This window comes from Rhodococcus sp. MEB064 (assembly GCF_000834565.1).
GTDB lineage: Bacteria > Actinomycetota > Actinomycetes > Mycobacteriales > Mycobacteriaceae > Rhodococcoides.
Map to the genome: position 1 here is coordinate 97,638 of NZ_JXQS01000002.1, position 20,414 is coordinate 118,051.

The window sequence follows — 20,414 nt, forward strand, 5'->3', positions numbered from 1 at the left end:
GAAGTGGAGGATGTTGACGGTGACAGAGGCAATTCGCGTCGGAGTGCTCGGCGCAGCCGGCAAGGTGGGACAGGCGGTGTGCGACGCCGTCGAGGCCGCGCCGGACACCGAGCTGGTCGCTCGCGTCGACAAGGGTGACCGGCTGGAGACGTTCGCGGAGAACGGTGCGCAGGTGGTCGTCGACTTCACGCATCCGGACGTCGTCATGGACAACCTCCAGTATCTCGTCGGGGCCGGTATCCACGCTGTCGTCGGAACCACCGGTTTCGACGACGAGCGTCTGGATCGTGTGCGCGGGTGGCTCGCAGAGTCTCCGACGACCGGTGTGCTGATCGCCCCGAACTTCGCCATCGGTGCCGTTCTGTCCATGGCGTTCGCGCAGCAGGCCGCGCGGTTCTTCGACTCCGTCGAGGTCATCGAACTCCATCACCCGAACAAGGCGGACGCACCGTCCGGCACGGCGTATCGCACGGCGGCGCTGATCGCCGAGGCGCGCGCGGCGGCCGGCGTGGGACCGAGCCCCGATGCGACCAGCACCGAGCTCGACGGGGCGCGCGGTGCCGATGTGGACGGGGTGCGCGTGCACTCGGTCAGGCTGGCGGGATTGGTCGCGCACCAGGAAGTGCTGCTGGGTACGCAGGGCGAGACACTGACCATCCGGCACGACTCCATCGACCGCACGTCCTTTACTCCCGGTGTGCTGCTGGGAGTTCGGGCAATCGGGTCCCGACCCGGTCTGACGCTGGGCATCGAACCGCTGATGGATCTCGGGTCGGCATGAGCAAGTATTCGCGCGTGGTGGCGATCATCGTGGTGATGGTCGTCGTACTCGGTGTCTACTTCGTCATTCTCGGAAGTCGCGGTTTCGACTTCATCCAGCTCGGTGGTCCGGTCAACATCGGCCTCGGTATCGGTGTGCTGATCCTGCCGCTGCTGGGAATCTGGATCGTCGTGGCCACGCTCCGAGCCGGGTTACGGCACCAGCATCTCGCGCGACGCATCCACGAGGAGAACCTCGAGCTGGACGTGGAGGATCTTCCTCGCCGTCCGTCCGGCCGGATCGAACGCGCAGCTGCCGATGCGTTGTTCGCGGACGTCAAGGCCGAGTACGAGAAGGCGCCGGACGACTGGCGTAACTCGTACCGGCTGGCCCGTGCCTACGACTACGCGGGAGACCGTGGGCGTGCTCGCGAAACCATGCGCCGCGCTGTCGAACTCGAGCGCGCCGAGAGCGCGTGACGCTGCTCCTGGTGGTGCACCATACGGTCTCGCCGCCGATGCACGAGATGCTCGAGGCGGTCCTGGCCGGGGCGCGGGATCCCGAGATCGACGGAGTCGACGTTCGAGTCCGCCCGGCGCTCGGGGCGACCGTCGGTGACGTCCTCGATGCCGACGCGTTCCTGTTCGGTACGCCGGCCAACTTCGGCTACATGTCCGGTGCACTGAAGCATTTCCTGGATTCCGTCTACTACCCGACACTGGGCGCCGTCGACGGGAAACCCTGGGGCGCTTGGGTCTACGGGAACAACGACACGGTGGGCGCGGTGCGGGCGCTGACATCCATCGTGAGCGGCTGGGGTCTCGAGCAGGCCGCTGCCCCCGTCGACCTGACGGCGTTCGATGCGACGTCTCGAGAGCGGCTCGTCGACCTCGGCGGCACCCTCGCGGCGACGATCATGCCTGCCTGATCATTCCGGAAGGGTCAGCGGCGACGCGGGATCCGGCGGGCCTTCGACGAACGGCGGCGGGTTCAGCGTGTCGAACGTGGAGGGCAGTGTCGCGCACGTAGCGCCGGGTTCCGGGAACGTGTTCGGGTTCAGACGAAGTGCCGAGATGAACTGGTCGATGCGCTCGTCGTCCGCGCTGTCCACGGCCAATCGGTGTCCCCAGGACTGCAGCGAGATGGTGCGGTCCATGCCCGGATACGGCGACAGCATCGTGTAAGGCGCGCCGTCGACCCTGTCGGCGAGTGCCGCGACCTGCTGGTCGTCGAGAGCGTCGGGGTCGTAGGCGATCCAGACGGCGCCGTGCTCGAGCGAGTGGACCATGTTCTCCGTCCGCACGGGTTCCGGGTACACGATCCCGGTACAAGTGGCCCACGCGGCGTCGTGCCGGCCGCCCATCGGGGGTGAATAGTTGTACGCCACACGGTAGTTCGCGAGCGCGTGAAAGGCGGGCGGATATTGCACCACCTCGATACCGTCCAGGGCGAGGGACGGGTCGGGATTCTCGGCGGTGGGCACCCACTCGCCGGCCGTGGGGCGCCCCTCGATCGTCGATCCGCAGGCCGCGCCGAGAAGAGCGGCCGACAGGATCAGGGGAACGAGCCTCGACCGATGCATGACCCGAGAGTATCCGTCCGGCCGGACGACCCTGCCGTTCAGCCGGTGAGTGGTGTTTTTGCTCCCCTCGCGCCCGAACACCGCGGGTTTCCGTCGATATCCGGTGTGAGAGGAGCAGGAACACCACCGAGCGATCCAGCAGCGACCTCTGTCACGGGTACCGTCCTGACGGTGAAGACCTGCTGCGAGAGGGCCGTTCCCGATGCGTGAGCTGTCCGCCGCCGCGGCACGTCGTACAGCCGTCGCTGCACAGGGATTCGGTCGCCCGCGGTCCGGCGCGGTGTCGGGGAGGCGAGCGGTGGCGGGTGTCGTGCGCTCGACGAAGCTCCTGCAGATCGATTCGGTGTCCGCGGCGGTGCGCGCGCACTATGCGCCGGTCTTCAGTCGGATCGGACCCTATGACCGGCAGGCACTGGACGACGCGGCGTGGACGGACACGGCGCGATCACCGCGACTGCTCGTCGAGTACTGGGCACACGAGGCAGCGTTCCTCCCCGTTGCGGACTGGCCGCTGATGCGGTGGCGGATGGACCAGTACGAGCACGGCCGGTGGGGCGGCGCTGCCCGGGTGGCCGAGCGTAACCCCGGGCTGGTGGACGAGGTGCTGGACGCGATCCGCGACCAGGGGCCCGTGACCGCACGAGGCCTCGAGGAGTTGTTGGACCGTCGTCGACCGGGTCCGAAGGGTCCGTGGTGGGACCACAGCGACGTCAAGGTGGTGTGCGAGCAACTGTTCGCCGGCGGTGTGTTGTCCGTACCGCGGCGGGAGCGGTTCACGAGGCTGTACGACCTCGCCGAGCGAGTGCTGCCGGCCGACGTCGTGGGGCGGCGGGTGGACGAGGTGGATGCCGTCCGACAGCTCGTCGAGAAGTCGGCCGAGGCGATGGGCGTCGCCACTGCGCCGGACCTGCGCGATCACTATCGCCTGTCGTCGGTGCAGACCACCCGTGCCGTCGCCGATCTGGTGGACGCGGGTGTCCTCGTGCCCGCCACGGTGACCGGCTGGCGGGATCAGGCCTACCTGCACCGCGACACCCGGGTACCGCGGTCGGTCGAGACGGCTGCTCTGCTGTGCCCGTTCGACCCGTTGATCTTCGGGCGACCCCGCACCGAACGGCTCTTCGATTTCCACTACCGCATCGAGATCTACACGCCCGAGCCGAAGAGAACGTACGGGTACTACGTCTTCCCGTTCCTGCTGAACGACGAACTCGTCGGGCGTGTGGACATCCGGGTCGACCGCGCCGCCGGAGTCCTCACCGTTCCGGGTGCCTTCTCCGAACCGTCCGTCGACGCCCGAGGCAGGCGCGCCGAGGTCACGGCGGCCCTCGCGGCGTCGATACGTGAGATGGCGGACTGGCTGGGTGTCGACGATGTCGTCGTCGGCGATCGGGGGGATCTCGCGTCCGATCTCGCTCACGCGAGCGAATAGTCTTCGGGGGTGCAGAATGCTCCGCTGTCCGTTCGGCTGATCGCCGCCACCTCGTTCGTGCCGCCACCGGACGTGCCGTGGGAGACCGACGCCGACGGGGGACAGGCCCTGGTCGAATTCGCCGGCCGTGCCTGCTACCAGAGCTGGTCGAAGCCCAATCCGCGCACCGCGACCAACGCCGGGTACCTCAACCATCTGCTGGCCGTCGGCAACTACTCGGTGCTCGAACACGCGTCCGCCAGCGTCTACGTCACCGGTATCTCCCGCTCGTGCAGTCACGAACTGATCCGGCACCGGCACTTCTCATTCTCGCAGCTCTCGCAACGGTCGGTGTCCGAACGCGACGCGCGGATGGTCGTTCCCCCGGCTCTCGAAGCCGACCCGACGCTGAGTGACTTGTTCCAGAATGCGACCGACAGTTCCCGTGCCGCGTACGACGCGTTGTTGACCGCGCTGGAGAAGGTGAGCGGTCCCGACGCGCCCGCCGTCGTGGCGGGCAAGCAAGCGCGTCAGGCTGCGCGGTCGGTGCTTCCCAACGCCGTCGAGACGCGTCTGGTGATGACGGGCAATTACCGGTCCTGGCGGCATTTCGTCGTCATGAGGGCGTCCGAGCACGCCGATCTCGAGATCCGTCGCCTCGCGGTCGAGTGCTTGCGACGCCTGAAGGATGTCGCTCCCGACGTCTTCGCGGACTTCGAGATCGAGACTCTGCCCGACGGCACCGAAGTGGCGCGGAGCTCGTACCCCGGAGAATGACGGCGCGCCCGACGAGTCGGCAGCGTCGTGGGGGTCCGATGGTCCGAATCGGACCGGGTAACCTTCCTGACCATGACCATCGGTGACACCGCGAGGACTGTCGGCACTGCGGAGACTGTCGACCCCGCACGGCAGAAGCAGACGACGACGGCGCCCTCGCCGTTCGGAGCGGTGTCCGTCGCGATGGTGACTCCGTTCACCCCGGACGGCGCCCTCGACATCGACACCTCGGTGTCCTTGGCGTCGCATCTCGTGTCGAGTGGCTGCGACAGCCTCGTCATCTCCGGCACGACGGGTGAATCGCCCACCACCACCGATCGCGAGAAGGCGGACCTCCTGCGTGCGGTCGTCGCGGCCGTGGGGGACAGGGCCCGCATCGTGGCCGGCGCCGGCACCAACGACACCGCGCACAGCATCCAGCTCGCTCGGGCCGCCGCGGATGCGGGCGCTCACGGCCTCCTCGTCGTGACCCCGTACTACTCACGCCCACCCCAGGCCGGCCTGTACGCCCACTTCGTCGCCGTCGCGGACGCCACTGATCTGCCGGTGATGCTCTACGACATTCCGCCCCGCTCCGTCGTTCCCATCGAGACGGAAACGCTGCGCCGCTTGGCGGAGCACCGCAACATCCTGGCCGTCAAGGACGCCAAGGGCGATCTCGCCGCGGGCGCCGAGCTGATCGCGTCCACCGGCCTCGAATACTTCTCCGGCGACGACCCGCTCAACCTCCCGTGGTTGTCCGTGGGCGCCGTCGGATTCGTCAGCGTCATCGGCCATCTCGTGCCGGGCAAGCTGCGCGACCTTCATGCCGCCTGGACCGCCGGCGACATCGCCGCCGCGCAGGCCATCAATGTCAGCCTGCTTCCGATCGTGCGCTCGTTCGCCCGACTCGGCGGCGTCACGGGTTCCAAAGCGGGCCTGCGCCTGCTGGGCATCGACGTCGGCGACCCCCGTCTTCCGCAAGTTCCACCGTCCACCGATCAGATCGATGCTCTCGCAGCCGATCTCCACCGTGCAGGAGTTCTCACATGACCCGTCCGCCCAGGCGGCGCAGTGCCACACGCAGCGCCGGACCTCCCGTCGAGGCGCCTCCCGAGGCGCCGAAGGCACCCAAGACTCCGCCCCCCGTAGCCGACGCCCCCGCGGCGCCCGCGGCACGAGCCGAGAAGGCACCGCAGACCGACCGCGCCCCGAAGTCCGACGCCCCCAAGGGCCGTCAGTCCGGCGGCGGCAACCAGTCCAACGGTGGCAACCAGTCGGGCGGCGGTAACCAGTCCGGTGGCCGCGGTGGACGCGGGCCTCGCTCACGGCCTCCGCGCACCCCGCAGAGCTCGTCGGCGATCCAGCGACCCGACGCCCGCACCGCCGTCGACAAGACGCAGCGCCTCGGCGCTCCGCCGAAGGCGCCGAAGAACGGCCTCCGCGTCGTCGCACTCGGCGGTATCGGCGAGATCGGTCGCAACATGACCGTCTTCGAGTTCCAGGGCAAGCTGCTCATCGTCGACTGCGGCGTGCTGTTCCCCGAGGACGCCCAGCCCGGCGTCGACCTGATCCTCCCGGACTTCCGCCACATCGAGAACCGGATGGACGACGTCGTCGCCCTGGTTCTCACGCACGGCCACGAGGACCACATCGGTGCCGTGCCGTTCCTGCTGCGCCTTCGCCCCGACATCCCGGTCATCGGGTCGAAGTTCACGCTCGCGCTGCTCGCTGCGAAATGCCGTGAGCACCGCCAGAAGCCGAAGCTGGTCGAGGTCCGCGAGGGCGAGAGCACCGACCACGGACCGTTCGAGCTCGAGTACTTCGCGGTCAACCACTCGATCCCCGATGCGCTCGCCGTCGCGATCCGTACCGACGCCGGCGTCGTGCTGCACACCGGCGACATCAAGCTCGATCAGCTGCCGCTCGACGGTCGCCTGACCGACCTCGGAGGCTTCTCGCGTCTGGGCGACGAGGGCGTCGACCTGTTCCTGGTCGACTCCACCAACGCCGAGGTGCCGGGGTTCGTCACACCCGAGCGTGAGATCGGCGGAGTCCTCGACACCGTCATCGGCAAGGCGAAGAACCGCGTCATCGTGGCGTCGTTCGCCAGCCATGTCCACCGCATCCAGCAGGTCATCGACGTCGCGCACCGCTACAACCGCAAGGTCGCGTTCGTCGGTCGCTCGATGGTGCGCAACATGGCCATCGCGCAGGAGCTCGGCTACCTGACCGTCCCGTCCGGTGTCGAGGTCGACATGGACACCGCGACGAAGCTCGCGGACGACAAGCTGGTGCTCGTGTCCACGGGTTCGCAGGGTGAGCCGCTGTCGGCTCTGTCCCGCATGGCCCGCGGTGAGCACCGTCAGATCAACATCCGCGCCGACGATCTCGTCGTCCTGGCGTCCTCGCTCATTCCCGGCAACGAGAACTCCGTGTTCGCCGTCGTCAACGGGCTGGCCAAGCGTGGCGCCAAGGTGGTCACGCAGCAGAGTGCCAAGGTGCACGTGTCCGGCCACGCGTCGGCGGGCGAGCTCCTCTACCTCTACAACGCGGTGCGTCCGACCAATGCGATGCCCGTCCACGGCGAGTGGCGGCACCTGCGTGCCAATGCCGCCCTGGCGATCTCCACCGGTGTCCCGGAGGAGCGCGTCGTGCTGGCCGAGGACGGCGTCGTCGTCGACATGGTCGACGGTCTCGCCGAGATCGTCGGTCAGGTGCCGGTCGGACACGTCTACGTCGACGGGTTGTCCGTCGGTGACGTGGGCGACTCGACTCTGTCGGATCGACTGGTCCTGGGTGAGGGCGGCTTCATCGCCATCACGATGGCCATCGACAGCGCCACCGGTCGCTCGGTGGGCACCCCCGAGGTGTCGGGTCGCGGGTTCTCCGACGACCCCGGCGCGCTCGAGGAGGCTGCGAAGCTGGTCGAGGCGGAAGTTGTGCGCCTCGCCAACGACGGTGTCCGGGACACGCATCGCGTCGCACAGTCCGTGCGTCGCATCGTCGGTCGCTGGGTCGCGGACAAGTACCGCCGCAAGCCGATGATCGTGCCCACCGTCATCGAGGTCAATCAAGGCTGATCCACCCGCTGACGCGGCCTCCGAATCATCGGAGGCCGCGTCAGGCGAGCAGGTTGTACAGGCCGATCAGGCCCAGTGCGACGATGCACAGACGCAGTACTCCCGGCGAGAGGCGACGGCCGTACCGCGCACCGACGGCGCCGCCGACCAGCGAGCTCACGGCGATCAATCCGACTGCGGCCCAACTGATCCGGTCCGACGCGAAGATGATGAACGACGCCGCGGCGACGATGTTGACGACGAGCGACAGAACATTCTTGGCGGCATTCATCCGCTGGATGTTCTCCGGCAGCAGGGCGCCCATGACGCCCATCAGCAGAATTCCCTGTGCGGCGGTGAAGTATCCGCCGTAGACGCCGACCGCGAACGTGCCGATGACCAGCAGGACGAATCGGCCGCGGCCGAGCCCCGCCGACGTCTCGGATGTCTCCGAGGACGACCGCTTCTGGGCCCAGGCCTGGATACGGGGTCCGGTGACGACGAGAACCAGCGCCAGGACGAGCAGGACGGGAACGACTGCGGTGAACGTCTTCTCGGGCAGATGCTGGAGGAGCCACGCACCCAGCAGTCCACCGAGCAGGGAACCGGGGAGTTGCCAGCGCAGGCGCGGCCACTGTCCCCGCAGTTCTCGGCGATAACCCCAGGCGCCCGACGCGCTGCCCGCGACGAGGCCGATGGCATTGCTCATGGTCGCCGTGACCGGCGGATACCCGAAGGCGATGAGGGTGGGGAACGTGATCAGCGTTCCCGATCCGACGATGGCATTGATGCCTCCCGCGGCGAAGCCCGCCAGCAGGATGAGCAGTATTTCGGTCACGGGCACACCGGCGACCGTACGACAGACGCTAGATTCGTATCTCATGAGCCTCGCACACGACGAACGTCTGGACCTCGCGGACACCATGGCGGAGGTCGGACCGGATGCCCCGACACTGTGCGGCGACTGGACGGTGCGCGATCTGGCGGCGCACCTCGTCATCCGCGAACGACGGCTCGACGCCGCGCCGGGCATCTTCCTGCCGCCGTTGGCCGGGTACACACGCAAGGTCCAGGACGGTGTCGCCGCGGGGGAGTGGGTGTCGCTGGTGGACGACGTCCGCACCGGTCCTCCCGTGTGGTCCCCGTACAAGTTGCTCGACGCGCAGGTGAACCTGGGCGAGATGTTCGTCCACCACGAGGACATCAGGCGCGCCGGCACCGCGGCGCCGAGCCCTCGGGAGCTGAGCCCCGAGATGCAGAGTGCGCTGTGGGGTCTGCTGGGATTGCTCGGCCGCATCGCCTACCGGAGTGCTCCGGTCAGGGTCGCGGTCGAGACCCCGGACGGTCGGCGCCGAGCGTTCGGCAAGAAGTCGGCATCGCGGACCGTGACGCTCCGGGGCGAACCGGCCGAACTGGTGCTCCATGCCTTCGGGCGGGACGCGGTCGTGCTGGAGTTCGACGGTGAAGCAGAGGACATCGCGTCGGTGAAGGGTCTCGACCGAGGCGTGTGACACCGACGCACGCTCTTGTTACTGGTGTTGCGGATGGTCCTGATGGTGTCGACCGACTAGCCTGACGGTCATGGCAGGCAAGACGAGTACGCGCGCGTCCCGATCCGGGAGTACCGGATCGACCAGGGCAGGCACAGGCAAGAGCAGTGCCACGTCGACAGGACGCGGGCGGACGGTCACCACGCCGCGCAAGCCCACCGCGCCACGGCAGTCCGGTGCCCGGCAGTCGTCTCCTCGCACCTCGTCGGGGACGCGGGCGCGGCCCGCCGCCAAGCGGTCGTCCGTCTCGCCGGGCATGGCTGCGCTGAACTCGATGGGTCGCGGTATCGGCAAGGGCTGGTCACTCGCTGCCCGCGGACTCGGAGCCACCACGCGCACCGTCGGCAAAGCAGCCGACATCGAGCACGGACACCGTCGGGACGGGCTCGCGCTGGGCGCTCTCGCCGTGAGCGTCGTCGTCGCGGCCGGACTGTGGTTCTCCGCAGGTGGGCCCGTCGGAGAGTGGATCGAGATCGGGCTGCGCGCCGTGGTCGGCAGCGCAGCCGTCGTTCTGCCCCTGCTCGGTATCGCCGTCGCCGTGGCGCTGATGCGCACCGAGCCCAAGCCGGACACCCGGCCACGTCTCGTTCTCGGTTCCGTCCTCGTCGGACTTCCCATGCTCGGGTTGTGGCATCTGGGCGCAGGATCTCCCGACGACGCCACCGGACGCGCGTCGGGCGGCGGTTTCGTCGGATTCGTCGTCGGTGGACCTCTCAGCAGTGGTGTCACGGTGTGGTTGGCGGTGCCGCTGCTGCTCCTCGCAATCCTGTTCGGAGTCCTGCTTCTCACCGGTACGACAGTCCGCGACATCCCCGCGCGGCTGCGGACGCTGTTCGGCACTCGCGACCGCGGTGACGAGTACGGCGAGTACGACGCTCGCTATGACGAGGGTTACGACGACGAGTTCGCACCCGACGGCTACGACCGGTCCTACGACTCCTACGGTTCGGATGACAGCCGGGACGACTACGACCCGGCGCTGTTCGACGCCGACGGATACCCGGTGGACGAGAAGCCGAAGACTCGGCGCCGTCGAGGTGCTGCTCCGGTCGATCCCGACGCTGCCTATCCGGTCGACGAGCCGACCGAGTACGTTCCCGTGGCGCCGCCTGCTGCGAAGGCGAAGCCCGTACCGGCCCCGACACCCCCTCCGGCCCCGAAGCCGAAACCCACACCGGTCGTCGCGGCCACGCCGCCGAGGCCCGCGGACGAGGACAAGCTGGTCGTCGACCGGGTCGTCGACGGCGACTATGTTCTCCCGTCGCTGTCGCTGCTCATCGCCGGGGATCCGCCCAAGACTCGGAGCCAGGCCAACGACACGATGATCGAGGCCATCTCCGAGGTTCTCGAGCAGTTCAAGATCGACGCGGCCGTCACCGGGTTCACCCGTGGACCCACGGTCACCCGGTACGAGGTCGAGCTCGGCCCCGGCGTCAAGGTCGAGAAGATCACTGCCCTGGCGCGCAACATCGCCTACGCCGTGGCCACCGACAACGTCCGACTCCTCGCCCCGATCCCCGGCAAGTCGGCCGTGGGCATCGAGGTGCCCAACTCGGACCGCGAGATGGTGCGCCTGGCGGACGTGCTGACCGCGTCGTCGACGCGCAAGGATCATCACCCCCTGGTCATCGGCCTCGGCAAGGACATCGAGGGCAACTTCGTCAGCGCGAACCTGGCGAAGATGCCGCACCTGCTGGTCGCCGGCTCGACGGGCTCGGGTAAGTCGAGCTTCGTCAACTCGATGCTCGTGTCGCTGTTGGCCCGCGCGACGCCGGAAGAGGTCAGGATGATCCTGATCGACCCGAAAATGGTGGAGCTCACGCCGTACGAGGGCATTCCGCACCTCATCACCCCGATCATCACGCAGCCCAAGAAGGCCGCCGCGGCCCTGGCGTGGTTGGTCGAGGAGATGGAGCAGCGCTACCAGGACATGCAGGCCAACAGGGTTCGGCACGTCGACGACTTCAACAAGAAGGTGAAGTCGGGGGAGATCACCGCACCGCTCGGGAGCGAGCGTGTCTACAAGCCCTACCCGTACATCCTCGCGATCGTCGACGAGCTCGCCGACCTGATGATGACGGCGCCTCGCGACGTCGAGGAAGCGATCGTGCGGATCACCCAGAAGGCCCGCGCGGCCGGTATCCACCTGGTTCTGGCGACGCAGCGACCGTCGGTCGACGTGGTCACGGGCCTGATCAAGACCAACGTGCCCTCGCGCCTGGCGTTCGCGACGTCGTCGCTGACCGACTCGCGCGTGATCCTGGATCAGCAGGGCGCCGAGAAGCTGATCGGCATGGGTGACGCGTTGTTCCTGCCGATGGGCGCCGGCAAGCCCACCCGTCTGCAGGGTGCGTTCATCACCGACGAGGAGATCACGGCCGTCGTCGACTTCGCCAAGAACCAGGCGGAGCCGGAGTACCAGGAGGGTGTGACCGCGCAGAAGGCCGCGGAGAAGAAGGACGTCGACGCCGACATCGGCGATGATCTCGACGTGCTGCTCCAGGCTGTCGAGCTGGTGGTCACCAGCCAGTTCGGGTCGACGTCGATGTTGCAGCGCAAGCTGCGGGTGGGTTTCGCGAAGGCCGGCCGTCTGATGGACCTGATGGAGACCCGAGGCGTCGTCGGGCCCAGCGAGGGATCGAAGGCTCGTGATGTTCTGGTCAAGCCGGACGAGCTGGACGGCTTGTTGTGGTCGATCAAGGGCGGAGATCCTGCCGAATCGGACAACCCGGACGAATGATCGTGGTCTGATGTGAATTGACTCTCAGACTGCCTGAGTTTTACCTGTGCATTACCTTCAGGGGGCGCAAATCGCTGCTCGGCTGTGGCACTCTTGTCCACAGGAGGGGAGTATCCCCAGCTTGCGAAGGACCCGTCAGCACGATCGAGCCCTGCCTCGATCCGGGTCATCGGCAGTATCGACGGTCACGAGACATCACCGTTCGACACTGTGGGAGAGACCTCCGGAGCCCAACCATGGACTACCGGAGGTAGTTGCTACATGAATGTCTCACCCACAGTCTGGATCGTCACCATCGTGGTGATTCTCGGACTTTTCGTCTTCGACTTCTTCGCTCACGTGAAGACGCCCCACGAGCCCACCTTCAAGGAATCGGCGACGTGGTCCGTCGTCTACATCACGATCGCCATCATCTTCGGCGGCATCGTGTTCTGGCAGTACGGCGCAACCTTCGGCGGTGAGTACTTCGCCGGGTACGTCACCGAGAAGGCGCTCAGCGTCGACAACCTGTTCGTCTTCCTCATCATCATGACGACGTTCGCCGTGCCGCGTCAGTACCAGCAGAAGGTGCTGCTCATCGGCATCGTGATGGCACTCGTCATGCGCGGTGGCTTCATCGCCCTCGGTGCCGCGGCCATCAACAACTTCAGCTGGGTCTTCTACCTCTTCGGTGCATTCCTCATCTACACGGCCTACAAGCTCATCAAGGAAGCCGGGGAAGAGGAGGAGAACGAGGTCCAGCAGGACACCAAGATCATGAAGTTCGCCAAGAAGATCCTCCCCACCACGGACGAGTACCACGGTGATCGTCTGACGGTGAAGATCGACGGCAAGCGCGTGGTCACCCCGATGCTGCTGGCCCTGGTCGTCATCGGCTTCACCGACATCCTGTTCGCGCTCGACTCGATCCCCGCCATCTACGGCCTGACCACCGAGCCGTACATCGTCTTCACCGCCAACGCGTTCGCACTGATGGGTCTGCGTCAGCTGTATTTCCTCATCGGCGGACTGCTCGATCGCCTGGTGTACCTGTCCTACGGTCTGTCGCTGGTCCTCGCGTTCATCGGTGTGAAGCTGGTGCTGCACGCCCTGCACGAGAACGAGCTCGGCTTCATCAACGGCGGCGAGAACCTGAAGGTGCCCGAGATCAGCACCGGCCTCTCGCTCAGTGTCATCATGGGCATCCTGATCGTCACCACCGTGGCCAGCCTGCTCAAGACCCGCGGCGATGCGAAGCCCGCGGCGAAGGGCGACGAGACCGGAAGCCCGGTCCTCGGCGACGACGACACCACGGCCGCCTCGACCGGCACCACGTCGACCGGCACCACGTCGACCGGTGTCACGGACACCGAGCGCGACTCGCGCTGATCCGTCCCACACGACGACAGCCCGGCACCGAGAGGTGCCGGGCTGTTCGCGTATCCGGTGGGTGCGGGGCTCGGGTCACTCCGCGAGGACGCCCATCACCGGCTTCCACTCCTGGATCGCCACGGCGTCGACGAGCTTCTCCACCGCGAACGGGTCCTCGGCGAACAGCGTGCCCACCTGGTCCGCGCTCTCACCCTTGACGATGATGGTGGCGCCGCTGTCGTCCGCGTACGGCCCCGCCACCACCACGACGTCGCGAGCGAGCAGATCCCGCAGCCAGTCGCGGTGCTCGGCACGGACGCGGTCGCGTCCCTCGGCAGTGGCCGACGAGTACGTGTAGTTGACGAGGAAGTGGGCCATCGATGTTCTCCTGCGGTGTGTGATCGGGTGGTGGGGGAACTAGAGCGTGAGCAGCATGCGGGTGTTGCCGAGGGTGTTCGGTTTGACGTAACTGAGGTCGAGGAATTCCGCGACACCGGTGTCGTAGGACCGGCACATCTCCGCGTACACCTCGGCCGTGACCGGAGTGCCGTCGATCTCGGAGAATCCGTGGCGTGCGAAGAACGGAACCTCGAAGGTGAGGACGAAGATCCGGGACAGCTGGAGTTCGCGCGCGACGTCGACCAAGGTCGACACGATGAGGTGGCCGACTCCGTGTCCCTTGACCGACGGGTCCACCGCGACGGTGCGGATCTCGCCGAGGTCCGCCCACAGCACGTGCAGCGCGCCGCACCCGGCGACGACACCGTCGACCTCGGCGACCCAGAACTCCTGGACCGCCTCGTAGAGGGTCACCAGGTTCTTCTCGAGCAGGATGCGACCGGCGTAGATGTCGATCAGCCGTTTGATCTCCGGGATGTCGGAGGTGCGCGCTCGACGCAGGTGTACGCGATCGGTGGCCGCTGCAGGGGCGTCGCTGACGTCGTCGTGGTCGTGCGCCGCCCGTGAGTCCGTGTCCGGATCGAGGTCGGAAGTCATGGGGTGAACAGTAGTCATCGGACGTACCGATATTGTGACCGTGTGTCGCGCGCCGGTTACTCACATCACGCCTCCCGAGCGGACGCGTCGACGTGAGCGCGCAGTACGACGTCGGTCGTGGTCCTGGTGACGCGTCGGCTCCCGGTGCAGATGCCGTGGTCGGGTCCAGCCCGGTGGGTGCGGCCCCGCTGCTCAATATCGCCAACGTTCTGACCGTGCTGAGGATTGCGCTCGTCCCGGTGTTCCTGTGGGCGCTGTTCGCCGACGGAGGCCACGACACGCGGTGGCGGTTGGCCGCCTTCGGAATCTTCGTCGTCGCGGCGATCACCGACCGCGTCGACGGTCAGCTGGCGCGTAAGCACGGGTTGGTCACCGAGTTCGGCAAGATGGCCGATCCCATCGCGGACAAGGCGCTCATCGGTGCTGCTCTCGTCGGTCTCTCGCTGTTGGGCGACCTGCCCTGGTGGATCACCGTGGTCATCGCTGTCCGCGAGATCGGGATCACACTTCTACGGTTCGCGGTGCTGCGGCACGGCGTCATCCCTGCCGGTCGCGGCGGCAAACTCAAGACGTTGGTGCAGAGTGTCGCGATCGGCATCATCGTGCTGCCGCTTCCCGACGCGGTGATGCCGGCCGCGATGGTCGTCATGATCGTGGCCGTGGTGCTCACGGTCGTGACCGGGCTCGACTATCTCGTGCAGGCCGCGCGTCCCCGTGTCCGGTCGACTCACGACGGCCGATGACCGATCCGCTGTCGCGGGTCCGAATCCCATGACGACGCGGATGTGGGAACCGTTCGTACCGGGGTACACGATCCGAACGACTCGGGGCGGCCGTGTCGGACGTCCTACGGCGCGTGCGGGTCGGGCGAGCGGGTTAGGGTGCTTCCACCGGTGACGGTGAGGGAATCTCTTTCCGTCGCGGGAACCGATCGGGTCCGCTCGGCGTTGTAGTCACTGATGGAACAGCACGTCTCGAAGGAACAGCACGTCTGGATGGCACGACACGTCCCGACACGTTGGGACACGATGAAGGAGGGGCCACATGGCGCTGCTTTTGCGTGAGGCACTCGGCGACAGTCTTCGCCGCACGCGGGTCGCTCAGAGCCGCACGCTGCGTGAGGTCTCCCATACCGCCCGGGTGAGCCTCGGTTATCTGTCGGAGGTCGAACGCGGCCGCAAGGAGGCGTCGAGCGAACTGCTCAACGCGATCTGTGACGCGCTCGCGGTTCCTCTGTCGACCGTTCTGTTCGACGTGAGCGAGTCGCTGACCGACACGATGGCGGGATCTGCAGGTGCAGTGGACGCCGCACCGGCGCGCGACGCCGCCTCGCCTGCCACCCACATCTCCGACGACACTCGTGTGGTCATTCCGGCTCCGAGCGCTCGGGCACTGGCCGCAGCCTGATCGGATATGCCGTACCGGTCGGACTGTCCGGTTCGATAGAGCACCATTACGGGTACCGAGTACAGACACACTCTCTCGACACGAACTACCGGCGGTGACGGTCGCCAGCCGGGTCGCGTAGGCGGCGTATCTCATGGAGGCAGGAAGAACCGATGGCCAATCCTTTCGTCAAGGGCTGGAAGTATCTGATGGCTCTGTTCAACTCGAAGATCGACGAGAAGGCGGACCCCCAGGTCCAGATCCAGCAGGCCATCGAGGATGCGCAGCGCCAGCACCAGGCTCTGTCGCAGCAGGCCGCCTCCGTCATCGGAAACCAGCGTCAGCTCGAGATGAAGCTCAGCCGCCAGCTCGACGAGGTGGAGAAGCTGAACGCCAACGCGCGTCAGGCCGTCACCCTCGCCGACCAGGCCAACGCGGCAGCCGACGTCGAGAAGGCCACCCAGTACACCAATGCCGCCGAGGCATTCGCCGCCCAGCTCGTCACGGCCGAGCAGAGCGTCGAGGACCTCAAGGTGCTCCACGACCAGGCGCTCCAGGCCGCGACGCAGGCCAAGAAGGCTGTCGAGCAGAACGCGATGACGCTGCAGGCGAAGGTCGCCGAGCGCACCAAGCTCCTCAGTCAGCTCGAGCAGGCCAAGATGCAGGAGCGCGTCAGCGAGTCGCTGCGGTCGATGGATTCCACGCTGTCCGCGCCGGGTAACACGCCCAGCCTCGATGCTGTCCGGGACAAGATCGAACGTCGGTACGCCAACGCGCTCGGTTCTGCCGAGCTCGCTCAGAACTCGGTCCAGGGCCGCATGATGGAAGTGCAGCAGGCCAGCGTCCAGATGGCGGGTCACAGCCGTCTCGAGCAGATCCGCGCCTCGATGAAGGGCGACTCGCTGACCTCCGGCGACACCGCGTCCCTGCAGAAGAACGCTGCGCCCTCGCAGGCGATCCCCGAACCTCCTCAGGCCAACTGAGTCGGCTGTCGGGGCCGATCAGCCATGTCAGGGCACCGTTTCCAGCATCCGTGGGTGACGCAGGCTGCCGACGCTGCGTCCTCCCGGGTCGCCCGTTCGGGTTCTCGTGGTGCCCGTGCGCTCGGTGCGATCGAGGCCACGCGTCCCATCCTCGACGCGGCTCGGTCATGGAACGACCCGCGTCGTAAAGCGGAACGCAAGCGTCGCCGGGTGCGTCGACGAGCACGAATCTTCGGCGCCGCCTCGGGCTCGACCGGTGTCGCGACCATGACGGTGGCGGCGACGTCGGCCCCGGACTGGCTGATCGTGGGCGGTACGGGCACCACTGTTCTTCTCGGGATACCGGCGGTGGCTGCCGTGGCGGCCTACCGACGGCTACGCACCACTCCGCTTCCCCCGTCGGCGCCGGCGCGTCGCGCGTTGCCACCGGTCGGGTCGGCCGCTCGTGCACCGGTCGAACGTCTTGCCGCGTCGGAGCGAAGCCTGCACGAACTTCTCGGGATCCTCACCCGGTCGGGTGTGGTAGCAGCCGAGGACGTCGACGACACCGCACGTATCGCGGCTGCGGCCTCGGCGTCGCTCACCGCCGTGGCCCACGACATCGTTGCGATGGAACGAGCCGCGGTGGGCAGTACCGGCGCCGCCGTCCACCTGTCGACGTCGATCACGTCCACGGCCGCGAGGTTGGCCGACGGCGTGCAGCAGTACGACGGCCTGGTCGCTGCTGCCGCCCTTCTCACGACGCCCGGCGCGTCGGGGTCGCTGTCCGCCCTCGACTCGCGCCGCGACGCTCTGCAGTTCGCCTCCGATCGCCTCGAGGGGTGGGCCTACGGCCTCGAGCGTCTCCAGCGTCCCTGATCCGCACCCTGAGCCGTCTCGGGGTGCACCCTGGTATCGACCCTGAAGTTGTTGCCGGAAGCGTGTTTTCGACGATCTGCTCTGGCACTGTCGGAATCACCGGTGCACGGTCGGCGAGAACGCCGAGACGTCGTGACACCGTCGTCGATCAGGAGAAGCCCATGTTCTGGAAAGTTCTCGGAGTCATCATCGCGGTGTGGATCGCCGTCATCGTCCTCGGCGCGATCGTCAAGGCACTGTTCCCGCTGCTGGCCCTCGCTGTCGTCGGCACCGCCGCCTATTTCCTCTTTCGCGCCATCTCCGGTGACCGGGACTCTGCGAAGTCCACCTTCTGACGTCCCGCAGCCCTGACATAGGGTCGTGCGATGCGAGTGGCGGTAGTGGCAGGACCTGACGCCGGGCATGCGTTTCCCGCCATCGCCCTCGCCCGGGCACTGGCCGCCGCAGGCGACGACGCGGTGGTCTACACCGGCCGCCGCTGGCTCGACGCAGCGCGCGACGCGGGCGTCGACACCCGGTCGTTGCCCGGACTCGAACCACGGCCCGAGGACGACGACGCGGACGCCGGACGGCGCATCCACGAACGCGCTGCGTACATGTCGACCCAGCTCGTGCCCGTCCTGTCCGACCTGGGACCGGACCTCGTCGTCTCGGACATCCTGACCGCCGGAGGGTCGCTGGCCGCGGAACGCCTCGGTGTGCCGTGGGTCGAACTGGCCCCGCACCCGCTCTATCGACCGTCTCGGTCGCTGCCCCCGATCGGGAGTGGACTGGCGCCCGGCACCGGGATCCGCGGGAGGTTGCGCGACACGGTCATGCGCGCCTTGACCGCTCGATCGGTGCGGGCAGGGCTCGAGCAGCGTTCACGGGCGCGGGAATTGGTGGGACTCCCGTCCGTCGATCCGGGTCCGGCTCGTCGACTCGTCGCCACGATCCCGGCTCTGGAGGTGCCGCGTGTCGACTGGCCGGCGGAAGCGCACGTCGTCGGGCCGTTGCTGTGGGAGCCCACGTCGGCGGTCCTGGAACCCCCTGTCGGGGACGACCCACTGGTGATGCTGGCGCCGTCGACGGCTGCGACGGGCGCCGTCTCGATGATGGACGCCACGCTGGATGCGCTGGCTCTGTCGCGAGAGAGCGGTGCACCGTGCCGCCTGGCGATCAGCACGGTCGACGACGTGCCCGCGGACCTGCCACCGTGGGCCGTCGGCGGCCTGGGACGGCAGGACGAACTACTGCGTCATGCGTCCGTCGTCGTGTGCGGCGGAGGTCACGGCATGCTGGCCAAAGCGCTGCTCGCGGGTGTGCCCGTCGTGGTGGTTCCGGGCGGCGGAGATCAATGGGAGTTGGCCAACCGGGCGGCACGGCAGGGGAGTGCCGTCATCGTGCGGCCGGTGTCGGCGGATGCGATATCGGACGCCGTGCGGACCGTGCTGAGTGATCCGGCCTACGCCGCGGCGGCCACGAGGGCGGCCGACGGTGCACGGGCAGTGGACGACCCGGTCGCGGTCTGTCGAGGAATCTTCGCCTGATTCACCGACAGGCGGCCGGATACGGCCGTGGGAGATGTCCGGTTACGGTGGACAGGTGCGCCTGACCGACTTCCACGAACGAATCGCCCAGCAGTTCGGAACGGTGACCGGCGACTCGATGCTGGTCGACCATCTCCTGCTGAGCCTGGGCAACCGCACCGCCGCACAGGCCATCGAGGACGGCGAGGATCCGCGCGATGTCTGGCGCGCTCTGTGCGCAGAATTCGACGTGCCGCGCTCTCTCTGGTGACCGCGCGGCGTGTCGCCCACTCTCGAACACCTGTTCGCTTATAGTCGACCCAGAGACGAGGAGAATCGCCGCGGCGGTTCTTGTCGGTACCCCCCTCTACCTTGGCGGCAGACAAGCAGGGGACAAGAACTTTTCGAGAAGGAGACCATCATGGCTGCAGCTGCATACGATCGGGACAAGGCGCTCGATCTCGCGCTCGCGCAGATCGACAAGAACTTCGGCAAGGGATCGGTCATGCGCCTCGGCGACGAGGCCCGTGTGCCCATCGCCGTCATTCCCACGGGCTCCATCGCGCTGGATGTCGCTCTCGGCATCGGTGGGCTCCCGCGTGGACGCATCGTCGAGGTCTACGGCCCGGAATCGTCGGGTAAGACCACCGTCGCGCTGCATGCCGTCGCGAACGCGCAGGCTGCCGGCGGAATCGCCGCCTTCATCGACGCCGAGCACGCGCTCGACCCCGACTACGCCGCCAAGCTGGGCGTCGACACCGACGCGCTGCTGGTGTCCCAGCCCGACACCGGTGAGCAGGCTCTCGAGATCGCGGACATGCTGATCCGCTCCGGTGCCATCGACATCCTGGTGGTCGACTCCGTGGCAGCCCTGGTTCCCCGCGCCGAGATCGAGGGCGAGATGGGTGACAGCCACGTCGGTCTGCAGGCCCGCCTCATGAGCCAGGCGCTGCGCAAGATCACCGGTGCCATCAGCTCGTCCGGCACCACGGTGATCTTCATCAACCAGCTGCGCGAGAAGATCGGCGTCATGTTCGGCTCGCCCGAAACCACCACGGGCGGTAAGGCTCTCAAGTTCTACGCCTCCGTTCGCCTCGACATCCGTCGCATCGAGACGCTGAAGGACGGCACCGACGCAGTCGGTAACCGCACTCGCGTCAAGGTGGTCAAGAACAAGGTGTCGCCGCCGTTCAAGCAGGCCGAGTTCGACATCCTGTACGGCAAGGGCATCAGCAAGGAAGGCTCGCTCATCGACATGGGTGTCGAGCACGGCTTCGTGCGCAAGTCCGGCTCGTGGTTCACCTACGAGGGTGACCAGCTGGGCCAGGGCAAGGAGAACGCTCGCAAGTTCCTGCTGGAGAACACCGATATCCGCGACGAGATCGAGAAGAAGATCAAGGAGAAGCTCGGCATCGGCGCCGACGTCCGTTCCACCGACGAGGCTGCCGCAGCAGCTCCGGTCGAATTCTGAC

General features: G+C 67.4%; 22 protein-coding genes. 18 read left to right on the plus strand and 4 right to left on the minus strand.

Features of this window, described 5'->3' with window-relative positions; genetic code table 11:
- Positions 1–19: 19 nt before the first annotated feature.
- The 3 genes from dapB to RU01_RS00810 are packed head-to-tail and all read left to right on the plus strand — an operon-like array spanning position 20 to position 1,688.
- Positions 20–781, plus strand: a complete 762-nt coding sequence (dapB, locus tag RU01_RS00800) for a 4-hydroxy-tetrahydrodipicolinate reductase (RefSeq protein ID WP_442970423.1) — start codon at positions 20–22, stop codon at positions 779–781.
- Positions 778–1,239, plus strand: coding sequence for a hypothetical protein (locus RU01_RS00805; RefSeq protein WP_042572594.1), 462 nt, complete (start codon positions 778–780; stop codon positions 1,237–1,239). The genes dapB and RU01_RS00805 overlap by 4 nt, the downstream gene beginning before the upstream one ends.
- Entirely contained in the window at positions 1,236–1,688 is a 453-nt protein-coding gene (locus RU01_RS00810; protein WP_231568547.1) for a flavodoxin family protein, read from the plus strand. Before RU01_RS00805 ends, RU01_RS00810 begins: the two co-directional genes overlap by 4 nt.
- On the opposite strand, the gene RU01_RS00815 is transcribed toward RU01_RS00810, so the two are convergent.
- Positions 1,689–2,342, minus strand: coding sequence for a DUF3105 domain-containing protein (locus tag RU01_RS00815; protein WP_042572712.1), 654 nt, complete (start codon positions 2,340–2,342; stop codon positions 1,689–1,691).
- A gap of 202 nt (positions 2,343–2,544) precedes the next feature.
- Between RU01_RS00815 and RU01_RS00820 the strand changes: the two genes are divergently transcribed.
- The 4 genes from RU01_RS00820 (at position 2,545) to RU01_RS00835 (ending at position 7,592) form a co-directional block, all read left to right on the plus strand.
- The gene (locus tag RU01_RS00820; protein ID WP_042572595.1) at positions 2,545–3,774 is read left to right on the plus strand and encodes a winged helix-turn-helix domain-containing protein; all 1,230 of its coding nucleotides are present in this window, start codon (positions 2,545–2,547) and stop codon (positions 3,772–3,774) included.
- A 9-nt stretch (positions 3,775–3,783) separates the two neighbouring features.
- Complete coding sequence (gene thyX, locus RU01_RS00825) at positions 3,784–4,530, plus strand: FAD-dependent thymidylate synthase (protein ID WP_042572596.1); 747 nt, start codon at positions 3,784–3,786, stop codon at positions 4,528–4,530.
- A gap of 72 nt (positions 4,531–4,602) precedes the next feature.
- Positions 4,603–5,562: a 4-hydroxy-tetrahydrodipicolinate synthase gene (gene dapA, locus RU01_RS00830; protein ID WP_082042796.1), complete on the plus strand. Its 960-nt coding sequence runs from the start codon at positions 4,603–4,605 to the stop codon at positions 5,560–5,562.
- Complete coding sequence (locus tag RU01_RS00835; protein ID WP_042572597.1) at positions 5,559–7,592, plus strand: ribonuclease J; 2,034 nt, start codon at positions 5,559–5,561, stop codon at positions 7,590–7,592. The genes dapA and RU01_RS00835 overlap by 4 nt, the downstream gene beginning before the upstream one ends.
- A 40-nt stretch (positions 7,593–7,632) precedes the next feature.
- On the opposite strand, the gene RU01_RS00840 is transcribed toward RU01_RS00835, so the two are convergent.
- Positions 7,633–8,454, minus strand: a complete 822-nt coding sequence (locus tag RU01_RS00840) for a sulfite exporter TauE/SafE family protein (protein WP_082042783.1) — start codon at positions 8,452–8,454, stop codon at positions 7,633–7,635.
- Between RU01_RS00840 and RU01_RS00845 the strand changes: the two genes are divergently transcribed.
- The 3 genes from RU01_RS00845 (at position 8,453) to RU01_RS00860 (ending at position 13,229) form a co-directional block, all read left to right on the plus strand.
- Positions 8,453–9,082: a TIGR03085 family metal-binding protein gene (locus tag RU01_RS00845; RefSeq protein ID WP_042572599.1), complete on the plus strand. Its 630-nt coding sequence runs from the start codon at positions 8,453–8,455 to the stop codon at positions 9,080–9,082. The two genes, RU01_RS00840 and RU01_RS00845, sit on opposite strands and share 2 nt — an antisense overlap.
- A gap of 70 nt (positions 9,083–9,152) precedes the next feature.
- Positions 9,153–11,861, plus strand: coding sequence for a DNA translocase FtsK (locus RU01_RS00855; protein WP_197074646.1), 2,709 nt, complete (start codon positions 9,153–9,155; stop codon positions 11,859–11,861).
- Positions 11,862–12,122: 261 nt separating this feature from the next.
- On the plus strand, positions 12,123–13,229 hold the full coding sequence (locus tag RU01_RS00860; protein ID WP_082042784.1) for a TerC family protein: 1,107 nt from the start codon (positions 12,123–12,125) through the stop codon (positions 13,227–13,229).
- A gap of 75 nt (positions 13,230–13,304) precedes the next feature.
- Here RU01_RS00860 and RU01_RS00865 read toward each other — a convergent pair whose 3' ends face one another.
- Complete coding sequence (locus tag RU01_RS00865; RefSeq protein ID WP_042572601.1) at positions 13,305–13,589, minus strand: YciI family protein; 285 nt, start codon at positions 13,587–13,589, stop codon at positions 13,305–13,307.
- A 39-nt stretch (positions 13,590–13,628) separates the two neighbouring features.
- Positions 13,629–14,207 carry an amino-acid N-acetyltransferase gene (locus tag RU01_RS00870; RefSeq protein ID WP_082042785.1) on the minus strand — a complete coding sequence of 193 codons (579 nt, stop codon included), beginning with the start codon at positions 14,205–14,207 and terminating at the stop codon, positions 13,629–13,631.
- A 155-nt stretch (positions 14,208–14,362) separates the two neighbouring features.
- Between RU01_RS00870 and pgsA the strand changes: the two genes are divergently transcribed.
- From pgsA to recA, 8 genes are all read left to right on the plus strand, one after another.
- Positions 14,363–14,950, plus strand: coding sequence for a CDP-diacylglycerol--glycerol-3-phosphate 3-phosphatidyltransferase (gene pgsA, locus RU01_RS00875; RefSeq protein ID WP_231568554.1), 588 nt, complete (start codon positions 14,363–14,365; stop codon positions 14,948–14,950).
- Between the two features lie 301 nt (positions 14,951–15,251).
- Positions 15,252–15,614 carry a helix-turn-helix domain-containing protein gene (locus RU01_RS00880; RefSeq protein ID WP_042572603.1) on the plus strand — a complete coding sequence of 121 codons (363 nt, stop codon included), beginning with the start codon at positions 15,252–15,254 and terminating at the stop codon, positions 15,612–15,614.
- Positions 15,615–15,766: 152 nt separating this feature from the next.
- Positions 15,767–16,576, plus strand: coding sequence for a PspA/IM30 family protein (locus tag RU01_RS00885; RefSeq protein ID WP_042572604.1), 810 nt, complete (start codon positions 15,767–15,769; stop codon positions 16,574–16,576).
- A gap of 54 nt (positions 16,577–16,630) precedes the next feature.
- Positions 16,631–17,434, plus strand: a complete 804-nt coding sequence (gene pspM, locus RU01_RS00890; protein WP_231568548.1) for a phage shock envelope stress response protein PspM — start codon at positions 16,631–16,633, stop codon at positions 17,432–17,434.
- 161 nt (positions 17,435–17,595) lie between these two features.
- Positions 17,596–17,769, plus strand: a complete 174-nt coding sequence (locus RU01_RS23010) for a hypothetical protein (protein ID WP_042572718.1) — start codon at positions 17,596–17,598, stop codon at positions 17,767–17,769.
- A 30-nt stretch (positions 17,770–17,799) separates the two neighbouring features.
- On the plus strand, positions 17,800–18,963 hold the full coding sequence (locus tag RU01_RS00900) for a glycosyltransferase (protein WP_042572605.1): 1,164 nt from the start codon (positions 17,800–17,802) through the stop codon (positions 18,961–18,963).
- A gap of 55 nt (positions 18,964–19,018) precedes the next feature.
- Positions 19,019–19,213 (plus strand): DUF3046 domain-containing protein, encoded by a 195-nt coding sequence (locus RU01_RS00905; protein WP_042572719.1) that lies wholly within the window; start codon positions 19,019–19,021, stop codon positions 19,211–19,213.
- Between the two features lie 150 nt (positions 19,214–19,363).
- A complete protein-coding gene (gene recA / locus RU01_RS00910) occupies positions 19,364–20,413 on the plus strand; it encodes a recombinase RecA (protein ID WP_042572606.1) in 1,050 nt (349 codons plus the stop codon).
- The last annotated feature ends 1 nt before the right edge of the window (position 20,414 follow it).

Coding starts and splice junctions, on each gene's coding strand:
- RU01_RS00805 (WP_042572594.1), top strand. CDS start 778: ATGAGCAAGTATTCGCGCGTGGTGGCGATCATCGTGGTGATGGTCGTC.
- RU01_RS00815 (WP_042572712.1), bottom strand. CDS start 2,342: ATGCATCGGTCGAGGCTCGTTCCCCTGATCCTGTCGGCCGCTCTTCTC.
- RU01_RS00820 (WP_042572595.1), top strand. CDS start 2,545: ATGCGTGAGCTGTCCGCCGCCGCGGCACGTCGTACAGCCGTCGCTGCA.
- dapA (WP_082042796.1), top strand. CDS start 4,603: ATGACCATCGGTGACACCGCGAGGACTGTCGGCACTGCGGAGACTGTC.
- RU01_RS00835 (WP_042572597.1), top strand. CDS start 5,559: ATGACCCGTCCGCCCAGGCGGCGCAGTGCCACACGCAGCGCCGGACCT.
- RU01_RS00845 (WP_042572599.1), top strand. CDS start 8,453: ATGAGCCTCGCACACGACGAACGTCTGGACCTCGCGGACACCATGGCG.
- RU01_RS00840 (WP_082042783.1), bottom strand. CDS start 8,454: ATGAGATACGAATCTAGCGTCTGTCGTACGGTCGCCGGTGTGCCCGTG.
- RU01_RS00855 (WP_197074646.1), top strand. CDS start 9,153: ATGGCAGGCAAGACGAGTACGCGCGCGTCCCGATCCGGGAGTACCGGA.
- RU01_RS00860 (WP_082042784.1), top strand. CDS start 12,123: ATGAATGTCTCACCCACAGTCTGGATCGTCACCATCGTGGTGATTCTC.
- RU01_RS00865 (WP_042572601.1), bottom strand. CDS start 13,589: ATGGCCCACTTCCTCGTCAACTACACGTACTCGTCGGCCACTGCCGAG.
- RU01_RS00870 (WP_082042785.1), bottom strand. CDS start 14,207: ATGACTTCCGACCTCGATCCGGACACGGACTCACGGGCGGCGCACGAC.
- RU01_RS00880 (WP_042572603.1), top strand. CDS start 15,252: ATGGCGCTGCTTTTGCGTGAGGCACTCGGCGACAGTCTTCGCCGCACG.
- RU01_RS00885 (WP_042572604.1), top strand. CDS start 15,767: ATGGCCAATCCTTTCGTCAAGGGCTGGAAGTATCTGATGGCTCTGTTC.
- RU01_RS23010 (WP_042572718.1), top strand. CDS start 17,596: ATGTTCTGGAAAGTTCTCGGAGTCATCATCGCGGTGTGGATCGCCGTC.
- RU01_RS00900 (WP_042572605.1), top strand. CDS start 17,800: ATGCGAGTGGCGGTAGTGGCAGGACCTGACGCCGGGCATGCGTTTCCC.
- recA (WP_042572606.1), top strand. CDS start 19,364: ATGGCTGCAGCTGCATACGATCGGGACAAGGCGCTCGATCTCGCGCTC.